Here is a 21,851-nt window from a genome sequence, read left to right as displayed (position 1 = left end):
TGCGATTCGGGTCAACCATTACCGCCGGCATTACCGCTGGCACTTCGGACACCAGAAGGTGGAGCGCCCGCCGTCCACGCGCCGCTCCACCGTGCCGCCGCACGCGCAGGGCTCGCCCTCGCGGCCATAGACGCGCCACTGGTTGGAGAAATAGCCAAGCTCGCCGGACGGGCGGGCATAGTCCCTGAGCGTCGATCCCCCCGCCTCGATCGCCGCCACCAGCACCTCGCGGATCGCGCCGACCAGCCTGGCGAGGCGCGGCGCGGTGATGGTGCCGGCTGGGCGAGTCGGCGCGATGCCGGCGACGTGCAGCGCCTCGCACACATAGATATTGCCCAGCCCCGCCACGACTCGCTGATCGAGCAGCAGCGCCTTCACCGGAGCGATCCGGCCCTCGAACGCGGCCTCCAGATGCGCGGGCGTGAAATCCGGGCCGAGCGGCTCCGGGCCGAGCGCGGTGAAGGCGGGCCATGCGTCGAGCGAATCGCTCGGCACCAGATCGAGCGAGCCGAAACGCCGGGCATCGTTGAGCGCGAGCCGGTGCTGCGCGGTCTCGAGCACGAAATGGTCGTGCTTGCCCAGTTCCTCGGGATCGATTCGCCAGCGGCCCGACATGCCGAGATGGAAGACGAGCGTGTCGCCGCGATCGGTGCCGATCAGGCCGTATTTGGCGCGCCGGCCGAGCCCGGTGACGCGCGCGCCGGTGAGCCGCTGGCCGAGATCGGGCGGGAACGGCCGGCGCAGGTCGGCACGCCGCAGGATCACGCGCTCGATCGCCGCGCCCTGCAACACCGGCTCCAGGCCGCGCACGGTGGTTTCGACTTCGGGAAGCTCTGGCATCGGCTACCCCCTAGCCCCGCCTTCCCGGCCCCGCTAGAGCCGCTCCATGCCCGACACCGTCTCCTTCGGCTATGAGGACGTAGCCCCCGAGGAAAAGACCCGCCGCGTCGGCGAGGTCTTCTCCAGCGTCGCCTCCAAATACGACCTGATGAACGATGCCATGTCCGGCGGGCTGCATCGGCTGTGGAAGGACCATTTCGTCCGCAAGGTGAAACCGCGCGCCGGCGAGCATATCCTCGACATGGCCGGCGGCACCGGCGACATCGCCTTCCGCATGGCCCCCTCCGGCGCGGCGATCACCGTCGCCGACATCAATCCGGAGATGCTCGCGGTCGGCGTCGAGCGCGCGGCCAAGCGCGGCATCGACGGGCTGGTGTGGAGCGAGGCGAACGCCGAGACGCTGCAATTCCCCGACCGGTTCTTCGACGCCTATACGATCGCGTTCGGCATCCGAAACGTCACCGACATCCCCAAGGCGCTGCGCGAGGCGCACCGCGTGCTGAAGCGCGGCGGGCGGTTCTTCGTGCTCGAATTCTCGACCACCCAGTGGCCGGGCTTCGCTGAAGTGTACGACGCCTATTCGCATCGCCTGGTGCCCAGGCTCGGCCAGCTCCTCGCCCAGGATGCGGAAAGCTATCGCTATCTGATCGAATCGATCCGCCGCTTCCCGGACATGCCGACCTTCGAGCGGATGATCGGCGAGGCCGGCTTCGTCCAGACCCGGGTCGAGCCGCTGCTCGGCGGGCTGGTGGCGATCCATAGCGGCTGGAAGATCTGATCCGCCCGTGACCGCTCCCCCCGTCCATCTTTACCGCCTGCTCAAATGGGGCCGCATCCTCGCGCGGCACGGCGCGCTCACCGGCATCGAGCGCGATCCCAACACGCCGCGCCCGGTGCGCCGCCTCGCGCGCATCGCCCGGTTCGGCGCGCGCGTGCCCGCCGTGCCGCGCTACGCCGATGCGTTCCAGGCGATCGGCCCCGCCGCGATCAAGCTCGGCCAGACGCTCGCCACGCGCCCCGATCTGGTCGGCGAGGCCGCGGCACGCGATCTGCTGCGCCTTCAGGACGCGCTGCCCCCGGTTCCCTTCGCGGTGATCCGCGAGCGGATCGAATCGAGCCATGGCAAGAAGCTGGAAGCGATGTTCGCCGAGATCGAGGAGAAGCCGATCGGCGCCGCCTCGATCGCCCAGGTTCACCGGGCGGTGACGACCGACGGCAAGCGCGTCGCGGTGAAGGTGCTGCGGCCGGGTATCGAGGCAGAGTTCGCCAAGGCGATCGACACCTATGAATGGGCGGCTGCCCAGGTCGAGGGCATGGGCGGCGAAGCGTCGCGCCTGCGCCCGCGCCTCATCATCGAGACCTTCAAGCGCTGGACGGCACGCGAGCTCGACCTGCGCCGCGAGGCCGCTTCCGCATCCGAGCTTGCCGAAGGGATGCAGGCCGAGCCCGATTTCGTCGTCCCCACGATCGACTGGCAGCGCACCACCGGCAAGGTGCTGACGCTCGAATGGATCGACGGCATCAAGCTATCGGACGTCGATGCGCTGGTCGCCGCCGGGCACGACACCACCGCGCTCGCCGGCAAGCTGATTCGTGCCTTCCTGCGCCAGGCGATCGCCGAGGGCTTCTTCCATGCGGACATGCACCAGGGGAACCTCTTCGCGCTTCCCGACGGCCGCATCGCCGCGATCGATTTCGGCATCATGGGCCGGATCGACCGGCGCGCCCGCGTCTGGCTCGCCGAGATCCTCTACGGGCTCATCACCGGCAACTACAAGCGCGTCGCCGAGATCCATTTCGAGGCGGGTTATGTTCCCGCGCACCACAATGTCGCCGAGTTCGCGACGGCGCTGCGCGCGGTGGGCGAGCCGATGCGCGGGCTGCCGGTCAAGGACATGTCGGTCGGCGCGATGCTCGACGGGCTGTTCAACATCACCCGCGATTTCGACATGCAGACCCAGCCGCACCTGCTGCTGCTCCAGAAGACGATGGTGATGGTGGAAGGCGTCGCGCGCACGCTCGATCCCGATATCAATTTGTGGGAGACTTCCGCCCCCTTCGTGCGCGAATGGCTCCGCACCGAGCTGGGGCCGGAGGCGGCGGTCGCCGATCGTCTGGTCAAGGATTTCCGCACCTTGCTGCGCCTGCCCGATCTGATCCGCAATATCGAGCTGCGCTATCCCGCGCCCGGCGGCGCCCCGCCCGCGCCGCCGCTCAAGGAGATCCAGGTCGTCCGGGTCGGCGGCGGCTGGCGCTATGCGGCGGTGGCGATCATCGCCCTGGCGGCCGGCGTGGGGGCGACCCTGCTGCTGACATGAAGCCGCGCCGCATCTTCTGGACCGGCACGCCGAGCCGCTTCGCCGCCCTCAGCCGCAACAAGGCGCGGCTCGCGCTGCTTGCGCTCGTCCTGCTCCTCGCCGCATGCCTTTCCGCGCTGAGCGTGCCCCAATCCGCGACCGGCGCCTCCGCCAGCGGCGTGGACCAGGAGATGACCGACCTCGCGCTTTACGAGCGGGTTTCGGCCGGGGTGAAGGGCGGCGACAATTACTATGTCTCGGCCGCCACCGCGCTGCGTGCCGGCCGTTATCCGCTGCGGCCGTTCCTCACCTTCCGCCTGCCGGCGCTCGCCGTCATCCAGGCGGCGATACCCGAATGGGCGACGAACGCGATGCTGTTCGCGCTGGTGCTGGCGACCATGATCGCATGGGGCGCGCGGCTGGGCGCGGCCCTGCCCCGCTGGCTGCCGCGTGTCGCCACGCTGCTGCTGATGCTCGGATCGCTGATCGCCTTCCTCCAGTCCGAGCTGGCCGCCTTCCATGAGATCTGGGCCGGGCTGCTCGTCGCGCTCTCGCTGGCGCTGCGCCGGCCGGGACGCTGGATCGAGGCGGTGGCGATCGGCCTGGCGGCGATGCTGATCCGCGAGACCGCCGCGCTCTATGTGGTAGTGATGGCGCTGATGGCCTGGCTGGAGGGCCAGAAGCGCGAGGCGCTGGGCTGGGGCGCGGCGCTGCTGGTCTTCGCGGCGGTGCTGGGCGTCCATGCCTATGCCGTCTCCGGCGTCACCGGGCCGCTCGACGCGCGCTCGCCGGGCTGGCTCGGGCTCAACGGCTTCGGCTTCTTCGTGGAGTCGCTCAGCGTCTCCACCGCGCTCCAGATCCTGCCGCTCTGGATCGCCGCGCTGCTGGTGGGCCTGTCGCTGTTCGGCTGGGCGAGCTGGAACGATTCGCTGGGGCTGCGCATGTTCGTGCTGCTGGCGGTCTATGCGCTGGCGATCGGCCTGTTCGCGCGGCTCGACACCTTCTATTGGGCGCTGATGATCGCGCCGGTATCGCTGGTGGGGCTGGTCTTCGTACCCGACGCGCTGCGCGACCTGTTCGTCCGCGCGCTCGACAGGCGGCGGATCACGGTTACAAAGGTGACGCGATGAAACGCATCCTGCTCATCGTCGGCGGCGGCATCGCCGCCTACAAGGCCGCCGAGCTGATCCGGCTGTGCCGCAAGGCCGGGATCGGCGTGAAATGCGTGCTGACCGAGGGCGGCCAGCATTTCGTCACGCCGATGACGCTCGCCGCGCTCTCCGAGAATCAGGTCTATACCACGCTGTGGGATCTGAAGGACGAGACCGAGATGGGCCATATCCAGCTCAGCCGCGAGGCGGACCTGGTCGTGGTCGCGCCGGCCACCGCCGATCTGCTGGCGAAGATGGCCGCCGGCATCGCCAGCGATCTCGCCACCACTTTGCTGCTCGCCACCGACAAGCCGGTGCTGGCCGCGCCCGCGATGAACGTGCGCATGTGGCAGCACGCCGCCACCCGCCGCAACGTCGCGACGCTGCGCGGCGACGGCGTGACGGTGCTGGAGCCCGACGAAGGCCCGATGGCGTGCGGCGAATATGGCCCCGGACGCATGCCCGAGCCGCCGGCGATCCTCGCGGCGATCCAGGCCGCACTGGATTCGGGTTCCAGTGCATCGAAGCGGCTCACCGGCAAGCATATCCTCGTCACCGCCGGCCCCACGCATGAGCCGATCGATCCGGTGCGCTACATCGCCAATCGCTCCTCAGGCCGCCAGGGCTTCGCCATCGCCGAGGCACTGGCCCGGCTGGGCGCGCGCGTGACTTTGGTCAGCGGCCCGGTGACGCTCGCCACGCCCGCCGGCGTCACCCGCATCGATATCGAGACCGCACGGGAGATGGCGGAGGCGGTAGAGGCCGCGCTTCCCGCCGATGCCGCGGTGATGGTCGCCGCCGTGGCCGACTGGCGCGCCGATACCGCGCTCCAGAAGATCAAGAAGGGCGATGCGCCGCCCAGCCTCCAGCTCTCCGAGAACCCGGACATCCTCGCGCAGCTCGCCCATGGCCCGCGCCGTCCGAAGCTGGTCGTGGGCTTCGCCGCCGAAACCGAACGAGTCATCGAGCATGCCACCGCGAAAAGGACTCGCAAGGGCGCCGACTGGATTGTCGCGAACGACGTTTCGGGCGATGTGATGGGCGGTGAAGCCAATAGCATCCATCTGGTCACTGCCGACGGCGTCGAGCATTGGGAGCGCCTGCCCAAAAGCGAAGTCGCGCGCCGGCTGGCGGAACGGATCGCCGATGCGCTCTAGCCTGTTCGTCCTCCCCCTGCTGCTTGCCGGATGCACCGCGACCGTGCCGCAGAGCCCCGCGCTCGCGCCGGCGCCGACCGGCCTCTACACCGAGACCTTCGGCCCGGCCTCCGGCGCCGCGGTGCGGACGCTGATCGTCGTGCTCCATGCCGACGGCCAGCCGAGCCATTATGCCTTCGCCGCCGCCGCCGCCCGTGCGGTGCCGCAGAGCGCGGCGGTCGCGGTGCTGCGCCCCGGCTATGCCGACGGCACCGGCCACAGCTCGCCGGGTGATCGCGGGAGCGGCACCGGCGACAATTACACGGTCGATCGCATCACGGCGGTAGGCGATTCGATCACGGCGCTGCGTGCCCGCTACCCCAAGGCCCACACCATCCTGGTCGGCGATGCGGGCGGCGCGGCCATCGCCGCCAATCTCGCCGGCACGCGGCCAGGGCTGCTGGACGGCATGGTGCTGGTCTCCTGCCCCTGCACCCTGCCGGAATGGCGCGCGCGGATGCAGAAGCAGGATCCCGCCTGGGGCAGCACCGTCACCAGCCTCGATCCGCTCAAGACCTCGGGCGGCGTGCTGCCGAGCCTGCGCGCCGCCGTGCTGGTCGGCGCCGACGATTCGGTCACCCCCATCCCCTTCTCGCGCGCCTATGCCGAGGCGCTGACGCTGCGCGGCGTCGCCACCGATTACCGGATCGTACCGGGCAAGGGGCATGAGCTGCTGAACGACCCCGAAGTGCTCGCCGCCACCACGCGACTTGCCGCCGCGCTCGCAAAGAAAAGCTGAGATGTTCCCACCGATTCGAATCGCGCTTCTGCGCCTGCCGCATGGCGAGGGTTTGCCGCTTCCCGCCTATACCACCGAGGGTGCCGCGGGGATGGACGTCGTCGCGGCCGAGGATCTCGTGCTCGCGCCGGGCGCCCGCCATGCGGTGGCGACCGGCTTCGCCATGGCGATCCCCGCGGGCTATGAGGTCCAGGTCCGCCCGCGCTCGGGCCTGGCGCTCAAGCACGGCATCACCTGCCTCAACACCCCCGGCACGATCGACAGCGACTATCGCGGCGAGGTAAAGGTGATCCTAGCCAATCTTGGTGACGCGCCTTTCACCATTGGGCGCGGAGACAGGATCGCACAGCTCGTGCCCGCGCCCGTGCAGCGCGCGGAGCTCGACGAGGTCGGGTCGCTCGATGAAACCATGCGGGGAAGCGGCGGCTTCGGATCGACGGGCATATGATCGCGGCATTGGCATTGGTGATGGCGCTGCAGAACGCGCCGATAGACTGGGAGAGCCTTGCGCCGCTCCCCTATCGCGCGCCGCCGGTCGTGACCGGGGAGATGCAGGCCTTCGTCCAGCGCGAAGTGGCCGCGCGCAAATGCCCGGTCGCCCCGGCGGGCGGCCAATCGGTGACGATCGACGTCGCCGTGCTGGTCGATGCGAGCGACGGCATCCGCACCAGCATTCCCCGCGCGATCCAGTGCCCGACGGTCGAACAATATGCGGCAGCCCTTGTCGCGGGCTTCGCGCGCAACAATCTGCTCCCGCGCACGACGCCGAGCGAGCAATGGTACAAGACCAGCCTGACCTTCACCTGGAAATGACGCTCTCCGACGCGGAGCTCGATCGCTATGCCCGCCACATCGTGCTGCGCGAGATCGGCGGCGGCGGGCAGGCGCGGCTGAAGGCCAGCCATGTCCTGCTGATCGGCGCGGGCGGGATCGGATCGCCGGCGATCCAGTATCTGGCAGCGGCGGGGATCGGCCGGATCACGGTAGTTGACGACGATACGGTGGCCCTCTCCAATCTCCAGCGCCAGACGCTCTATGGCGGCGAGGATGTGGGCGATGCCAAGCTGACCGCCGCCGCCCGGGCCGTGGCGCGGCTCAATCCCGGCGTGCGCTTCGAAGGGATTCGCGAGCGGATCGGCGCGGACAATGCGGCGGACCTGCTCGGCGCCGCGCGGCCCGATGTGGTGCTCGACGGGTCCGACAATTTTGCCACCCGCCTGGCGGTCGCGGATGCGACGCACCGGCTGCATATCCCGCTGGTCTCGGCGGCGGTGGCGGAGTTCGAGGGGCAGCTCGGCGTGTTTCGCGGCTGGGAGGCGGACAAGCCCTGTTACCGCTGCTTCGTCGGCCAGGATCCCGAACGCGCCGAGGTAAGCTGTTCCGAGCAGGGCGTGCTCGGCGCGCTGACCGGGGTGATGGGCAGCCTCGCCGCGCTGGAGGCGATCCGCGCCTGCGCGCCGTTCGGCGAGGACAGCGCCGGCAAGCTGCTGCTGGTCGATGCGCTGGCGCTGCGCTTCCGCACGCTCAGCCTGCCCAAGGATCCGGGCTGCTCGTCTTGCGACTGACTGGACTTGCGTGCAGTCTTCTTGCACGGGGCGCAGCATGACTGACAGCAGCCCCCGCGTTCTCGTCACCGGCTCGGCCGGGTTCATCGGTTTCCATACAGCGAGCAAGCTGCTTCAGCAGGGCGCAACCGTGCTGGGGGTCGACAATTTCTCCACCTATTATGACGTCGCGCTGAAGGAGGCGCGGAACGACATCCTCTCGAATCACGCGAATTTCTCGGTCGCGCGGGTCTCGATCGAGGATGCCGACGCGTTCGGCGACGCCTGGCGCACGTTCAAGCCGGACGTGGTGATCCACCTCGCCGCCCAGGCGGGCGTGCGCTACAGCATCGACGCGCCGGCCAGCTATATCGGCGCGAACGTGATCGGCAGCTTCAACGTGCTGGAGCTGGCGCGGCACAATCCCGTCCGCCACCTGCTCGCCGCCTCGACCAGCTCGGTCTATGGGGCGAACACCGACATGCCGTTCGGCGAGATGCAGCGCACCGCGACGCCGCTCAGCCTCTACGCCGCCACCAAGGGCGCGACCGAGCTGATGGGGCACAGCTACAGCCATTTGTTCAAGACGCCGATGACGTTCTTCCGCTTCTTCACGGTCTATGGGCCATGGGGCCGGCCGGACATGGCGCTGTTCAAGTTCACCAAGGCGATCCTCGCCGGCGAGCCGATCGACGTCTACAATAACGGCAACATGGTGCGCGACTTCACGTACATCGACGATCTCGCGGAATCGATCGTGCGGCTGACCAAGGCGGTGCCCGGCGACGTGCCGGTCGAGGGCGACAGCCTCTCGCCGGTGGCGCCGTTTCGCGTCGTCAATATCGGCGCGGGCACGCCGACGCCGCTGATGGACTATATCGCCGCGGCGGAAAAGGCGCTGGGCCGCGAGGCGATCAAGAACTTCCTGCCGATGCAGCAGGGCGACGTCCCCGCCACCGCCGCCTCCGCCGAGCTGCTGGAGCGCCTCACCGGCTACAAGCCGGCCACGCCGCCGGGCGAAGGCGTGCCGAAGTTCATCGAATGGTATCTGGACCATTATCGAAACTGAAACCCCCGCTGCCGCATGACGGAGCCCTTAGGCTTTCGACGAGCGGGGACGGATGACTATCGAATGGCCAGCCCATGGGCTGAAGCTTCAGGCGGCGATCGAGACCGGCAAGGCGGTGATCGGCGTGATCGGCATGGGCTATGTCGGCCTGCCGCTGGCAGTGGCTTTCGGCGAGGCGCAGTGCGGCGTGCTGGGCTTCGATCTCGATCCCGAGAAGGTCGATGCGCTCAAGCGCGGTGAGAGCTATATCAAGCACATAGCGGGCGACCGCATCGCCCCGCTGGCCGCCAACGGCAAGCTCGACGCGACCGCCGATCTCGACCGGCTGGGCGAGCCGGACGTGCTGCTGATCTGCGTGCCGACGCCCCTCACCCGCCATCTCGAGCCCGACCTCAAATATGTCGAGGAGACGACCGCGGCGATCGCGAAGACGCTGCGCCGGGGCCAGCTCGTGATCCTCGAATCGACCACCTATCCGGGCACCACCCGCGAAGTGATGCAGCCGATCCTGGAGGCCGGCGGGCTGGTGGCAGGCCGGGATTTCTTCCTCGCCTATTCTCCCGAGCGCGAAGACCCGGGCAACCCAACCTTCTCGACCACCAAGATTCCCAAGGTCGTGGGCGCCGACGATACCGTCTCCGCCGACCTGGCGCTGGCGCTGTACCGGCATGTGGTGCCGCAGACGATCGCGGTTTCCTCCGCCGCCACGGCCGAGGCGGTGAAGATCACCGAGAATGTCTTCCGCGCCGTCAACATCGCGCTTGTGAACGAATTGAAGCTGATCTTCACCGCGATGGACATCGACGTGTGGGAAGTGATCGACGCGGCCAAATCCAAGCCGTTCGGCTTCATGCCCTTCTATCCCGGCCCGGGCCTGGGCGGGCACTGCATCCCGATCGACCCCTTCTACCTCACCTGGAAGGCGCGCGAGTTCAACCAGCACACCAGGTTCATCGAACTGGCCGGCCAGATCAATGCCGACATGCCGCAGCATGTCGTCCGCGTGATGGCGGACACGCTCGACGCGCGCTCCGGCCGGGGCCTGCGCGATGCGCGGATCCTGGTGCTGGGCGTCGCCTACAAGAAAAATGTGGACGACATCCGCGAGAGCCCCTCGCTACGCCTGATGGAGATGATCGAGGCCCGCGGCGCGACCGCCGATTTCCACGACCCGCACGTCGCCCAGATCAACGGCACGCGCGAGCATCCGACGCTCAACTATCGCCACGGCGTGGCCTGGGATCCTGCGGCGATCGCCGATTATGACGCGGTGCTGATCGCCACCGATCACGACGCGATCGACTATGCCGCGCTGGTCGAGCACGCCAGGCTGGTGATCGACACCCGCAATGCCTGCGGCAAGGCTGGCGTTGTTAGCGAGAAGATCGTCCGGGCCTGAGCCTTCGCAGCCTCAGCCGCAGGTGCGCGCCATGAAATCCCGGATCGACGGCGCGATGTCCGGACGGGCCAGCGCCACCGCGATGTTGGCCTGGATGAAGCCCGCCTTGTCGCCGCAATCATAGCGGGTGCCGCTGAACGTGACGCCGTGGAACGGCTGATCGCCGATCATCCGCGCCATCGCGTCGGTGAGCTGGATCTCGCCGCCGGCGCCCTTTTCCTGGCTGTCGAGCACGCGCATCACTTCGGGCTGGAGGATGTAGCGGCCGATCACCGAGAGGTTCGACGGCGCCGTGCCCGGCTTGGGCTTCTCGACCAGGCCCTTCACTTCCGTCAGCGCCCCGTCGCGCGTGCCGGGCGTGATGATGCCGTATTTGTCGGTCTGGTCCTCGGGCACTTCCTGCGCGCAGATCAGATTGCCGCCGATCCGGTTGTACGCCTCGACCATCTGCTTGAGGCATCCGGGCTTGCCGACCATGAAATCGTCGGCGAGCAGCACCGCGAACGGCTCATCCCCCACGATGTCGCGCGCGCACCACACGGCATGGCCCAGGCCCATCGGCTCCTGCTGGCGGACATAGGCGACCGCGCCGGGCTTGAGCCGCGTGGCGTCGAGGATCTCGAGCGACTTGCCGCGCGCGGTCATCGTCGATTCGAGCTCATAGGCGATGTCGAAATGGTCCTCGATTGCGGACTTGCCGCGGCCGGTGACGAAAATCATCTGCTCGATCCCCGCCTCGATCGCCTCGTCGACGGCATATTGGATCAGCGGCCGATCGACGACGGGCAGCATTTCCTTCGGCATCGCCTTGGTGGCGGGCAGGAAGCGAGTACCCAGGCCGCCCACGGGAAACACGGCCTTGCGGAGCGGCTTGAACGACATAGATCCTCGTTTCAGTTGCGACGGCGCCCATAGCTATACGTGCAGTCCCGCGCAAATGCTTCGCCCGTGACGTTCGCGTAACTAGATGGTTAGGCGTTGGCGCTAAGGAGTGCGCATGACAAGCCCGCGCAAGCGCATCCTGATCGTATTTGGCACACGCCCCGAAGCGATCAAGCTCTTCCCCGTCGTTCATGCGCTGCAGGCGCGCGGCGATCTCGACGTGCGTACCTGCGTGACGGCCCAGCATCGCGGGCTGCTCGATCAGGTGCTTTCGATCGCGGGGATCATGCCGGACATCGATCTCGACCTGATGACGCCGGGCCAGTCGCTCGACGTGCTGACCGCACGGCTGCTGACCGAGCTGGGCCGCGCGATGGATACGGAGCGGCCGGACCGCGTCATCGTCCAGGGCGACACCGCCACCGCGATGGTCGGCGCGCTCACCGCCTATTACCGCAAGGTGCCCGTCAGCCATGTGGAGGCGGGGTTGCGCTCGGGCGACATCTACCAGCCCTGGCCCGAGGAAGTGAACCGCCGGATCGTCGCCCCGATCGCCGACCAGCATTTCGCGCCGACCGAAACTGCCGCCGAGGCGCTGCGCCGCGAGAATATCGATCCGGCGACGATCCATGTGATGGGCAACACCGTGATCGACGCGCTGCACGCGACCCGCGCCCGGATCGAGGCAGACCCGAGCCTCGCCGCTGGGCTGGACGGGATCGCAGCGCGCTTCGCCGGCAAGCGCCTGATCCTCGTCACCACCCACCGCCGCGAGAATTTCGGCGACGGGATGAAGGGGATCGCCGTCGCCATCGCCCGGATCGCCGCGCGCGACGATGTGGCGCTGCTCTTCCCGGTCCATCCCAATCCCAATGTCGTATCGGTGATGGACGAAGTGCTGGGCGACCGGCCCAATGTCGCCCGGATCGAGCCGCTCGATTATCCGCACTTCATCCGCGCGCTCGACATGGCCGAACTGGTGCTGACCGATTCGGGCGGCGTGCAGGAGGAAGCCCCCGCGCTGGGCAAGCCGGTGCTGGTGATGCGCGAGACCACCGAGCGCCCCGAAGGCATCGCAGCGGGCACCGCCAGGCTGGTCGGCACCGACCCGGATCGCATCGTTTCCGAAATCTCAACGCTCCTCGACGATGATGCCGCCTATTCGGCCATGGCCCGCGCCCATAATCCTTTCGGCGACGGCCAGGCCTCGGCACGGATTGCGGGGATCGTCGCGCATGGTTTCGGACTCTGAGCTCAAGGTCGTCGTTCTCGGCCTGGGCTATATCGGCCTTCCCACCGCGGCGGTGATCGCGCGTACCGGCGCCAAGGTGCTCGGCATCGACGTGCACGAGAACGTCGTCGACACAGTCAATTCGGGCAAGGTGCATATCGAGGAGATCGACCTCGACGGCCTGGTATCGGGCGTGGTGGCGCGCGGCAATCTGCGCGCCTCGCTGGAGATCGAGCCGGCCGATGTGTTCGTGATCGCGGTGCCCACGCCCTTCGGCGAGAACCACGCGCCCGATATCGGCTATGTGCTCAAGGCGGCGACCAGCATCGCGGTGGTGCTCAAGGCCGGCGACGTCGTCGTGCTCGAATCGACCTCGCCCGTCGGCACGACCGAGAAGGTCGCCGAACTGCTCACCAGGCTGCGCCCCGATCTCAAGATCCCCGGCCATTGCACCGGCAGCCCCGATGTCGCGATCGCCTATTGCCCGGAGCGGGTGCTGCCTGGCCGCATCCTGGTCGAGCTGATCGACAATGACCGGGTGATCGGCGGCGTCACCCCGCGCTGCGCGCGCAAGGCGCTGCAATTCTACCGCCGCTTCGTGCGCGGCGCCTGCGTTACCACCTCGGCCAAGGCGGCCGAGATGACCAAGCTCACCGAAAATGCGTTCAGGGACGTCAACATCGCCTTTGCCAACGAGCTGTCGATGATCGCCGAGGGGATGGACATCGACGTGTGGGAAGTGATCCGGCTCGCCAATCGCCACCCCCGCGTCAACATCCTGTCGCCCGGCCCCGGCGTGGGCGGGCATTGCATCGCGGTCGACCCCTGGTTCCTGGTCGCGGCAGACCGCGAGCATACGCCGCTGATCCGCACCGCACGCGAGGTCAACGACGGCAAGACCGACTACAGCATCGCGCGCGCCGAGGCCCTGCTGGCGCAGCTGCCGAACGCGCCGGTCGCCTGCCTGGGCCTGGCGTTCAAGGCGAATATCGACGATTTCCGCGAGAGCCCGGCGCTCAAGATTGCTGCGCATCTTGCTGCGGCGCATGGCGAGCGCATCCGCATCGTAGAGCCCTATGTCGATCGCCTGCCCGCCGATTTCGACGGCACGGGCGCGCAGCTTATCGACATCGACACCGCGATCGAGACCTGCCCGATCTTCGTGGTGCTGGTCGATCACGACGTGTTCAAATCGGTGCCGCTCGACGAACGCGCCGACAAGCTGGTCTATGACACGCGCGGCGTCTGGCCCGATCAGCCCCGCGCGGCGCCCGGCGAGGCGCTTCGCCTGGCGAGCTGACTGCGCTCAGCGCTTGCGAACGAGCAGCGCCTGCCAATCGCCGTCGAGCGGCTGGTCCCGCTCGGCGATCAGCTTCGAGACGTGCGGCCGCTGCGGATCGGCCTGGACCCGCGCGATCTCCGCCTCCAGCGTGGCGACGCGATCGCGCCAATAGGGATGCGAGCGGCTGCGGAACATGCCGCCGGCATATTTGGGCCCGAAATCGCGCCAGAAATCCGGCGCCGCCTTGGGATCATAGCCCGCATTGGCGAGCAGATAGACCGACAATATGTCCGCCTGGATCTCGGTCTGGCGGAAATATTTCACGTTTCCGCCGAAACCGGCGAGCATCCCGAACGTCACCCCCCGCGCCTCCAGCCGGTCGCGATGGTGCAGGATATTGTGCGAGAATTCGTGCGCGATGGCAGCGACGACGCGATCGCCGCGATAGGTCTCCAGCAGCTTCGAGCTGACCTGGACCATGCTCCCGTCCGCCGAGGCGCTGAAATTGTCGGCGAGCTCGAGCTCGAAGCGCGAGCGGCAGGCCGGAATCGGCTGCACCGTGACGGTCAGCGGCGCACCGTCGCGAATCGCCGCGATCTCGATCGGCTGCGTCGGCGGCAATTGCGCGACGGCGAGCTGGACGGCGACGAGGCGCTGGGTCGTGCCCGGCTTGCCCGTACCGGCGGCGATATCGACCGGGCCGATGCGGACCACCGAATCGTCCGGCCGCAGCCCGGCCTGTGCCGCCGGGCCGTCCGGGATCACGCCCTCGATCGCCACCGGCGTCGCGAACTTGAAATGGCTCCGGGCGCTGTCGCGCAACTGCGATGCGAACTGATCGAGCGTGTGGAGCTGAAGGCCCAGGCCCGGCTCGAGCCGGTCGCACAGCGGCGCATTGGCCGAGGCAAGCCGCCAGCCGATCGTCGCCATTTCGAGATCGCTCGCACGGAGCTGCTCGAACAGCGCCGAATCGTCCGGCGCAGCTTCACCGACACGCGCTCCCACAAGCAGCGCGCCCGCAAGGCAGAGAAGCACTCCCTTGCCCAGGACGGAAATGGCAATACGGCGCCTTTTCATAGAATCCCCAACTCATCACGCGAGCGGCGAACCCCGCCACTCCCGGCAAGCAAGGCCGGGAGCCCGGCGCAATGTCAAACGATACCGCAATATTCGTCGCGGCAACGCAGCATCTGCGCCCCCGTGTCCTATAAGGAACAGGGCGCAACAGCCGCGACGGGATAGCTTTGTTAACCCCTTGGCGATATCGCATCGCAGCGTTATGACCTTCAATTCTGCGGCATGGGTCGGCTGCCGCGGAGAGGAGTCCGGAACGAACCGGACCGTGTTGCATTGAAGCAACGACAGGCGAGTTCTGGTTGTTGCTTGCGTTTGAGGTGTTGCCGTCGCATTTATCCTATGCCATAGGGCAATGAGACGAGAGCACCGGAGCTCAAAGAGGGAGTATAAGAATGTTGACTAAGCTTCTCACGGCCGCTGCCGTCGCCTCGCTGGCGACCACGCCTGTTCTGGCGGCCCCTGCCAATTCGGCTTCGAAGCTGTCGCTTTCGGGCGTTCGCGCTGCGACCGTCTCGAAGAAGAAGAGCGATCTGGCCCCGGCCGTGATCATTGGCGTTCTCGCGACCGCCGCGATCATCGGTGGCGCGGTTGCGCTGGCCGACAACGACGACGAGCCCGACAGCAACTAAGGCTTTCGGCAAGTCCGGTTTCGAGTGGCGGTCCTTGTGGCCGCCACTTTTGTTTATGCTATCTGGGATCGGGCTAGCTGGTTGCCTTCCCGCTCCGGAGCGCTACGGAAAATACGTGCCCGCCAGGAATTGGCGTAGTTCGCCTCCGGTTGTATTTGAGCACCGATTACGCTGATGCTTTCGAGATTTTTCGCTCGTTCTTCCGCCGCTCGCAAGCCGACGGGCGCTGTGCCGCCAGGGCAACGCATTTACGCGATCGGCGATATTCACGGTCGCCTGGATCTCCTGGATACGCTGCTGGAAACGATCGAAGCAGACGCTGCCGCACGGCCGGATGCCGATACGCAGATCATCTTCCTTGGCGACTTGATCGATCGTGGCCCCAACTCCGCGCAGGTGGTCGAGCGCGCGCTGCACCTGTCGAAGACCGACGGCAGTTTCCGGTTCCTTCTCGGCAATCATGAGGAGGTTTTCCTCAAGGCGCTAAACGGCGACCTGAAGGCGCTGGCCTTCTTCACACGGATCGGCGGACGCGAGACCATATCCAGCTATGGCATCACCGACGATGCATATCGCGCGTGCGAATATCCCGAACTGCTTGATATGCTTCGCGAGCGCGTTCCTTCGGAACATATTTCATTCCTCGAGGCATTCGAGGATCTGATTACCATCGGAGACTATGCGTTCGTGCACGCCGGCGTGCGCCCCGGCGAGCCCTTGGCCCGTCAGCGCACCAGCGATCTGCGCTGGATCCGCGAAGAGTTCCTGGAGCACCGAGGCGCGCTGGAGAAAGTCATCGTGCACGGCCACACGATCAGGGAAGACGTCGAGTTCCGGGAACATCGCATCGGGCTCGATACCGGCGCCTATGATAGCGGCAAGCTGACTGCGATGGGGTTCGAGGGCGGCGAGCGCTGGATATTGAACACCGCCGCCTGAATCGCCGAGATCGATGGCCTTCGCGTGACTATGGAGCCGCTTACGTGAACGGCGAATCGAACTCCGCAAGCAGCGGCGCTACCCCGTCCTTGTCGGACAGCACAGGCACACCACCGGCGGATGGCCATTCGATACCGAGCGCAGGATCGTTCCACAGGATCGCGCCTTCGCTCTCCCGCGAATAGGGCGCATCGACCTTATAGAGCACCTCGGTGTCCGGGCTCAGCGTCATGAAACCGTGCGCGAAGCCAGCGGGGATCAGGAGCTGGTTCCACTTCTCCGCCGACAGCTCGCAGGCGACCCATCGGCCATAGGTCGGCGAGCCCTTGCGGATATCGACCGCAACGTCATGGATCGCGCCGCGCAGCACTCGGACCAGTTTCGCCTGGGCGAAGGGCGGCGCCTGGAAGTGCAGGCCGCGCACCGTCCCCGGTTCGGCGGACAGGCTCTGATTGTCCTGGACCCAATCGATATGGATGCCCTCGGCCTCGAACGCCGAACGCTTGAACACTTCGGAGAAGAAGCCGCGATGATCGCCCAACTTGGGCGGCGTGATCTCGATCACTTCGGGGATCGCCAGGCGGCGGAAGCCGGTCATGCGGCGTTCTTCACGAGGCGCTTGAGATATTCCGCATAGCCCGTCTTGCCGAGCTGGCCCGCGCGGCGCAGCACTGCCTCGCCGTCGAGCCAACCGAGATCGAGCGCGATCTCCTCCGGACAGGCGATCTTGATGCCGGTGCGGTGCTCGATCGTGCGGACATAGGCGCTCGCCTCGTGCAGGCTCTCGTGCGTGCCGGTATCGAGCCAGGCATAGCCGCGGCCGAGGCGGGTGATGTGGAGGTCGCCGCGCTCCATATAGGTGCGGTTGACGTCGGTGATCTCGAGCTCGCCCCGCGCCGAGGGGCGGATCGAGCGGGCGATGTCGACCACGTCCTTGTCGTAGAAATAGAGGCCGGTGATCGCCCAGTTGGACTTGGGTTCGAGCGGCTTCTCCTCGACGCTGGTCGCGACACCCGTCTCCGGATCGAAGGCGACGACGCCGTAGCGCTCGGGATCGTCGACATGATAGGCGAAGACATTGGCGCCACCGCGCGACGCCTCCTCGGCCGCGATGCGGCATTTCTCGCCCATCTTGTCGCCGTGATAGATGTTGTCGCCCAGGATCAGCGCGCTGGGCTGGCCGGCGACGAAATCGGCACCGATGATGAAGGCTTCGGCCAGGCCGTTGGGCTGGGGCTGCTCGGCATAGCTGAGGTTGATGCCGAAGGCAGAGCCGTCGCCCAGCAATGCCTCGAACAAGGGCAGGTCGCGCGGGGTGGAGATCACCAATATGTCGCGGATGCCCGCCAGCATCAGCACCGACAGCGGATAATAGATCATCGGCTTGTCGAAGACCGGCAGCAACTGCTTCGAGATCGACAGCGTGGCCGGATAGAGCCGCGTGCCGCTGCCCCCCGCCAGAATGATGCCCTTCACCGTGCCCTGCCCCTCCATCGGATACCCGGCCGTACTCAAGGCCCGGGATACTCGCAACCGCTTTACGCCTTGGGGGCCGCCTCGCCGCCTAGCAGCAATCGGCGCAGCGGCCATATCACGGCAAGCGCGCCCAGGATCGCGGCGGTATCCGCCAGCCAATCGAACCAATCCGAATCGCGATGCACCGCAGGCAGCCCCTGCACGATCTCGATCAGCCCGCCGAACCCGGAAAGGCCCAAAAGGATATAGATCGGCCGAACGCGGGGAAACGCCCCCGCCGCGAGGAGGGTCAAGACTGCGAAAGCAGCGGCATGCTGGACCTTGTCGGAAAAATTTTGGACCAGCACCGGCGGTGCCGGCAGAACCGCCATCACGAAGGCGAAGATCGCCGCCGCAAAGAAGGCCAGCAGGAACAGACGGCTACGAGTCATGATCGAGCTCGCTCGAGCTCGCAAAGCATCGCGAAGCCAATGCCTCAGCGTTCGGCCGGCACGGTGCCCGCTTCGCCGTCCTGGACCTGGGGCTCCCCGCCCTGGCCACCCTGGGCGCCGCCACGCTGCATCATCTGCTGCGTCATCATCTGCTGGATGACGGCGGCGGGGACGAGATCCTGCATCTCGACGTCGAAGACCAGAACCTTATCCGACAGTTCGTTGCCTGCGCCCGGCTCGGCGCCATAGCCGAGATTCTGCGGCAGCCAGAAGCGGTACTTGGCGCCCTTCTTCATCAGCTTCACACCTTCGGTGAAGCCGGGGATCATCGGCTGGCCGACCTGGAAACGCATCGGCGCTTCGGGCTGGAACTCGGTGCCGTCGCGCAGCACGCCATGAATCTTCAGCACCACGCCGTCCTGATCGGCGACGTTCGGCCCGCTGCCGGGCTCGATCACCTGGTACTGCAGGCCCGACGCGGTCGTGACGATGCCGGGCTGTCCCTTGTGCCAGGCGAGGAACTGTTCGTTCGGAAGCTTGGCCGCCACCGCCGCGCGGGTGCCAGCCCAAGCCAGGCCGGCGGCGAGCAGGATTCCGGCGAGCACGCCGATCCACAGCCAGACCTTATACGCCCGCTTGACGGGCTGGAGCGGAACGGCAGTCACGGACATGGATGGGCTCCGACGGGTACCAGCTACCCTAAAGTCACAAAAGTCGCAGGTTCCTCGTGCGCGAGCGCAGGAGGCAGCACAGGCTTAGCGGGCGCCGTCGCGCTCGACGCGCTTGCGCTCGAGCTTGCGCGCGCGGCGAACCGCGGCGGCGCGCTCGCGAGCGCGCTTCTCGCTGGGCTTCTCATAGTGACGGCGGAGCTTCATCTCGCGATAAACGCCCTCACGCTGCAGCTTCTTCTTGAGCGCGCGCAGCGCCTGGTCGACGTTGTTGTCGCGGACGATGATTTGCATAAAGCCGTAATGCTCCGATCGCATATTCAATAGATAAGGGTTCGCCGGAACCGGAGTTGCGGCGTCGTGGCGGCCACCTATCAGGCGAATCCGTATTTTTCAAGGGCGGGGCGCCGGAAAAGCGCGTGACATGGGCAACAGACTGTGGCCCGCACGCTACACCTTGCCCGGATTGCGCCGGGGAAGCGCGCCTCAGCTACAGGTGCCGGTGCGCCTGCCGATCGCCTGGAGCTGGATCGCGACATGGTCCGGATCGCCCGGCTTGCCTGTCTCCTGCGCGATCTTCACGTCGAACGCGGTGCGGGTCATCGTGCCCGAGGCGAGGACGATGGTGGGCGTGCCGCCATCCTTGCTGCAACTGATGCTCGCATCGAGCTTGCCGCCTTTGGCGACATAGCGGGCGACCGAGCATTGGCCCGCGACCTGCTCCAGGTTGCGGATGTCGAGCGGCTTGAGCTCCTCGGCCTTGCGGCAACTCGTGCTCTGACGCTCCTGGCGGCGGATCGATTCTTCCTGCGCGGCGCGGTCCTCGCCCTTGAAGGCGGAGAGATCGGCCGAGACGACGTGCATCCGCGTCTCCCAGATGCCGGGCTGGAGCTCGGTTTTGGCGCGGGCGGCCTTCAGCACCTTGGAAAGCTCGTCCACCGAGACATTGGCGACATCGACCTCGCCGGTCTCCGCGGCGTGCTTTTCGGCGGCGGACTGGCAGCCGGCCAGCGCCAGCGCGGCGATTCCGGCGAGCAGATAACGATGCATATGGCCCTGAACCCTCGTCCCGACTTTCCTGATGCCGCCGTCCAACCCGATTATGCGGGGGAGTGCAAGATGGGCGGCGGCGCCGCCCCGCCCTTCCCGGCTGGCGACGCCTTGGTATAGTGCCGCCGATGACGCCATCCGCACCCGCCCCCCGCCATCGGCTCCGCTCGATCCTGGGGGGATCGGCGGGCAATCTGGTCGAATGGTATGACTGGTATGCCTATGCCGTGCTCGCCAGCTATCTGGCGCCGCATTATTTCCCCAGCAACGATGCCTCCAAGGATCTGAACGCCTGGGCGGTGTTCGCGATCGGCTTCTTCATGCGGCCGATCGGCGGGTGGCTGATGGGCGTCTATGGCGACCGGCGCGGGCGCAAGGCCGGGCTGACGCTGTCAGTGACGCTGATGTGCCTGGGCTCGCTGATGATCGCGCTGACGCCGAGCTATGCCGAGATCGGCGGGCTGGCGACCGCCTCGCTGATCGTCGCGCGGCTGGTCCAGGGCTTGTCACTGGGCGGTGAATATGGGGCCAGCGCGACCTATCTGTCCGAGATGGCGGGGCGCAGGCATCGCGGCTTCTTCTCCAGCTTCCAATATGTGACGCTGATCTCGGGACAACTCGTGGCGCTGGTCGTGCTGCTGATCCTCCAGGCGGCGATGCCCGAGGCGGCGCTGAAGGAGTGGGGCTGGCGGATTCCGTTCGCGGTGGGCGGCGTGCTGGCGCTGCTCGTATTCTGGCTGCGGCGGCGGCTGGCCGAGACCGAGAGCTATGCGAACCGCGACACCGCCCACAAATCGAGCTTCGGCGCGCTGTTCCTCCAGCATCCGCGCGAGGCGGCGGTAGTGATGCTGCTGACCGCCGGCGGCACCCTCGCCTTCTATGCCTATACGATCTATCCGATCGCGTTCCTGAAGAAGACCGCGGGCTTTTCGGATGCGGCGGCGACGCAGGTGAACGCGGCGGCGCTGCTGGTGTTCATGGCGATCCAGCCGCTGGCGGGGGCGCTGTCCGACCGGATCGGGCGCAAGCCGCTGATGGTGGGGTTCGGCGTGCTGGGCGTGGCGCTCACCTATCCGATCTTCGTCGCGCTGGAGGGCGTGCGCGACGGGGTGACCGCCTTCCTGCTGATGACCGGGGCGCTGGTGGTCGTCACCGGCTATACTTCGATCAACGCGGTGGTGAAGGCCGAACTGTTCCCCGCGCATATCCGCACGCTGGGGGTGGCGCTGCCCTATGCGCTCGCCAATGCGATCTTCGGAGGCACGGCGCCTTATGTGGCGCTGTGGTTCAAGGATGCGGGGTGGGAGCGCGGCTTCTATTGGTATGTGACTACGATGATCGGGGTGTCGCTGGCGACGTATCTGGGGATGCGGGATACTGCGCGGCATTCGCGGATATTGGAGGACTGACCCACCCACTCCGTCATCCCGGCGAAGGCCGGGATCCAGGAGTCACGGGCGACACGTCAGAGAAACCCTGGATCCCGGCCTTCGCCGGGATGACGGGGAAAGCGGGCAGTCCTGCCCGGCTAAAGGATCATCCCTCCGCCGCCGCGGACGGCCAGGACGCGGCCGATCGAATCGAACAGCGCGTCCATCGCCACCGGCTTGAACAGCACATCGTCGGCGCCGATCGCGAGGCAGCGCTCGCGCAGGTCGACCGCGGTATCCGCCGTCACCACGATGATCGGAAGCTCGGCCTTTTCGTCGCCGCGCCCGCGAATCCGGCGGATCGTCTCGAAGCCGTCGGTGCCGGGCATGCGCAGATCGACCAGGATGACATCGAACGTCTCGGCATCGATGCGGGCAAGCCCCTCCTCGGCCCAGGACGCCTCGGCCATCGTCGCTCCCGCGACGTCGAGCATGTCCTTCACGACCCGACGGTTCATCGGGTCGTCCTCGATGAAGAGGATATTCATCGACGGCCGCCTGCGCGGACCGTGGAAACCTGG

25 protein-coding genes are annotated in these 21,851 nt (G+C 67.2%); 15 read left to right on the top strand and 10 right to left on the bottom strand.

From position 1 onward, the window contains the following. Positions 1-30 precede the first annotated feature (30 nt). Positions 31-840: a bifunctional DNA-formamidopyrimidine glycosylase/DNA-(apurinic or apyrimidinic site) lyase gene (mutM, locus tag HB724_RS04985; RefSeq protein WP_213979806.1), complete on the bottom strand. Its 810-nt coding sequence runs from the start codon at positions 838-840 to the stop codon at positions 31-33. Positions 841-886: 46 nt separating this feature from the next. Here mutM and HB724_RS04980 point away from each other — a divergent pair, with 46 nt between their 5' ends. From HB724_RS04980 to HB724_RS04935, 10 genes are read left to right on the top strand one after another with little or no spacing between them, the layout of a single operon-like run. Further along, complete coding sequence (locus tag HB724_RS04980) at positions 887-1,618, top strand: class I SAM-dependent methyltransferase (protein ID WP_213979805.1); 732 nt, start codon at positions 887-889, stop codon at positions 1,616-1,618. 7 nt (positions 1,619-1,625) lie between these two features. Beyond that, entirely contained in the window at positions 1,626-3,158 is a 1,533-nt protein-coding gene (gene ubiB, locus HB724_RS04975) for a 2-polyprenylphenol 6-hydroxylase (protein WP_213979804.1), read from the top strand. Next, entirely contained in the window at positions 3,155-4,267 is a 1,113-nt protein-coding gene (locus HB724_RS04970; protein WP_213979803.1) for a hypothetical protein, read from the top strand. The genes ubiB and HB724_RS04970 overlap by 4 nt, the downstream gene beginning before the upstream one ends. Continuing rightward, entirely contained in the window at positions 4,264-5,445 is a 1,182-nt protein-coding gene (gene coaBC / locus HB724_RS04965; RefSeq protein WP_213979802.1) for a bifunctional phosphopantothenoylcysteine decarboxylase/phosphopantothenate--cysteine ligase CoaBC, read from the top strand. The genes HB724_RS04970 and coaBC overlap by 4 nt, the downstream gene beginning before the upstream one ends. After that, positions 5,435-6,223: a hypothetical protein gene (locus tag HB724_RS04960; RefSeq protein ID WP_256731332.1), complete on the top strand. Its 789-nt coding sequence runs from the start codon at positions 5,435-5,437 to the stop codon at positions 6,221-6,223. The genes coaBC and HB724_RS04960 overlap by 11 nt, the downstream gene beginning before the upstream one ends. 1 nt (position 6,224) lies before the next feature. Beyond that, positions 6,225-6,671, top strand: a complete 447-nt coding sequence (dut, locus tag HB724_RS04955; protein ID WP_213979801.1) for a dUTP diphosphatase — start codon at positions 6,225-6,227, stop codon at positions 6,669-6,671. Beyond that, positions 6,668-7,036: a hypothetical protein gene (locus HB724_RS04950; RefSeq protein ID WP_213979800.1), complete on the top strand. Its 369-nt coding sequence runs from the start codon at positions 6,668-6,670 to the stop codon at positions 7,034-7,036. The genes dut and HB724_RS04950 overlap by 4 nt, the downstream gene beginning before the upstream one ends. Beyond that, positions 7,033-7,788: a molybdopterin-synthase adenylyltransferase MoeB gene (gene moeB, locus HB724_RS04945; protein ID WP_213979799.1), complete on the top strand. Its 756-nt coding sequence runs from the start codon at positions 7,033-7,035 to the stop codon at positions 7,786-7,788. The genes HB724_RS04950 and moeB overlap by 4 nt, the downstream gene beginning before the upstream one ends. 37 nt (positions 7,789-7,825) lie before the next feature. Further along, positions 7,826-8,836, top strand: a complete 1,011-nt coding sequence (locus HB724_RS04940; protein WP_213979798.1) for an NAD-dependent epimerase/dehydratase family protein — start codon at positions 7,826-7,828, stop codon at positions 8,834-8,836. Between the two features lie 52 nt (positions 8,837-8,888). Continuing rightward, positions 8,889-10,235, top strand: coding sequence for a nucleotide sugar dehydrogenase (locus tag HB724_RS04935; RefSeq protein ID WP_213979797.1), 1,347 nt, complete (start codon positions 8,889-8,891; stop codon positions 10,233-10,235). A 12-nt stretch (positions 10,236-10,247) separates the two neighbouring features. On the opposite strand, the gene galU is transcribed toward HB724_RS04935, so the two are convergent. Beyond that, the gene (gene galU / locus HB724_RS04930; protein WP_213979796.1) at positions 10,248-11,117 is read right to left on the bottom strand and encodes a UTP--glucose-1-phosphate uridylyltransferase GalU; all 870 of its coding nucleotides are present in this window, start codon (positions 11,115-11,117) and stop codon (positions 10,248-10,250) included. Between the two features lie 115 nt (positions 11,118-11,232). On the opposite strand from galU, the gene wecB reads away from it, so the two are divergent. Both wecB and wecC read left to right on the top strand, forming a co-directional pair. After that, on the top strand, positions 11,233-12,369 hold the full coding sequence (wecB, locus tag HB724_RS04925; RefSeq protein ID WP_213979795.1) for a UDP-N-acetylglucosamine 2-epimerase (non-hydrolyzing): 1,137 nt from the start codon (positions 11,233-11,235) through the stop codon (positions 12,367-12,369). Further along, a complete protein-coding gene (gene wecC / locus HB724_RS04920; RefSeq protein WP_213979794.1) occupies positions 12,353-13,648 on the top strand; it encodes a UDP-N-acetyl-D-mannosamine dehydrogenase in 1,296 nt (431 codons plus the stop codon). Before wecB ends, wecC begins: the two co-directional genes overlap by 17 nt. A gap of 6 nt (positions 13,649-13,654) precedes the next feature. Here the strand turns inward: wecC and HB724_RS20695 are convergent, their stop codons facing one another. Then, positions 13,655-14,635: a M48 family metallopeptidase gene (locus HB724_RS20695; RefSeq protein WP_213979793.1), complete on the bottom strand. Its 981-nt coding sequence runs from the start codon at positions 14,633-14,635 to the stop codon at positions 13,655-13,657. Between the two features lie 464 nt (positions 14,636-15,099). On the opposite strand from HB724_RS20695, the gene HB724_RS04910 reads away from it, so the two are divergent. After that, complete coding sequence (locus tag HB724_RS04910; protein ID WP_213979792.1) at positions 15,100-15,336, top strand: hypothetical protein; 237 nt, start codon at positions 15,100-15,102, stop codon at positions 15,334-15,336. A 174-nt stretch (positions 15,337-15,510) separates the two neighbouring features. Beyond that, positions 15,511-16,275: a metallophosphoesterase gene (locus HB724_RS04905; protein ID WP_213979791.1), complete on the top strand. Its 765-nt coding sequence runs from the start codon at positions 15,511-15,513 to the stop codon at positions 16,273-16,275. 40 nt (positions 16,276-16,315) lie between these two features. Here the strand turns inward: HB724_RS04905 and rfbC are convergent, their stop codons facing one another. From rfbC to HB724_RS04875, 6 genes are all read right to left on the bottom strand, one after another. Next, positions 16,316-16,873 carry a dTDP-4-dehydrorhamnose 3,5-epimerase gene (gene rfbC / locus HB724_RS04900; RefSeq protein WP_213979790.1) on the bottom strand — a complete coding sequence of 186 codons (558 nt, stop codon included), beginning with the start codon at positions 16,871-16,873 and terminating at the stop codon, positions 16,316-16,318. Next, entirely contained in the window at positions 16,870-17,751 is an 882-nt protein-coding gene (rfbA, locus tag HB724_RS04895) for a glucose-1-phosphate thymidylyltransferase RfbA (protein ID WP_213979876.1), read from the bottom strand. The genes rfbC and rfbA overlap by 4 nt, the downstream gene beginning before the upstream one ends. Before the next feature lie 62 nt (positions 17,752-17,813). Continuing rightward, complete coding sequence (locus HB724_RS04890) at positions 17,814-18,182, bottom strand: hypothetical protein (protein WP_213979789.1); 369 nt, start codon at positions 18,180-18,182, stop codon at positions 17,814-17,816. 44 nt (positions 18,183-18,226) lie between these two features. Then, on the bottom strand, positions 18,227-18,853 hold the full coding sequence (locus HB724_RS04885) for an FKBP-type peptidyl-prolyl cis-trans isomerase (RefSeq protein WP_213979788.1): 627 nt from the start codon (positions 18,851-18,853) through the stop codon (positions 18,227-18,229). A gap of 84 nt (positions 18,854-18,937) precedes the next feature. Continuing rightward, entirely contained in the window at positions 18,938-19,144 is a 207-nt protein-coding gene (gene rpsU / locus HB724_RS04880; protein WP_213979787.1) for a 30S ribosomal protein S21, read from the bottom strand. Between the two features lie 192 nt (positions 19,145-19,336). Beyond that, positions 19,337-19,900, bottom strand: a complete 564-nt coding sequence (locus HB724_RS04875) for a DUF3617 family protein (protein WP_213979786.1) — start codon at positions 19,898-19,900, stop codon at positions 19,337-19,339. Positions 19,901-20,028: 128 nt separating this feature from the next. On the opposite strand from HB724_RS04875, the gene HB724_RS04870 reads away from it, so the two are divergent. Further along, positions 20,029-21,309: an MFS transporter gene (locus tag HB724_RS04870; RefSeq protein ID WP_213979785.1), complete on the top strand. Its 1,281-nt coding sequence runs from the start codon at positions 20,029-20,031 to the stop codon at positions 21,307-21,309. A gap of 119 nt (positions 21,310-21,428) precedes the next feature. Here the strand turns inward: HB724_RS04870 and HB724_RS04865 are convergent, their stop codons facing one another. Then, positions 21,429-21,818, bottom strand: a complete 390-nt coding sequence (locus HB724_RS04865) for a response regulator (protein WP_213979784.1) — start codon at positions 21,816-21,818, stop codon at positions 21,429-21,431. Positions 21,819-21,851 lie beyond the last annotated feature (33 nt).

Origin of the sequence: Sphingomonas sp. dw_22, assembly GCF_018449795.1 — a bacterium.
Taxonomy (GTDB): Bacteria; Pseudomonadota; Alphaproteobacteria; order Sphingomonadales; family Sphingomonadaceae; genus Sphingomonas.
The sequence above is the reverse complement of the archived record's forward strand: the minus strand, read 5'-3'. Positions and strand labels throughout refer to the sequence as shown.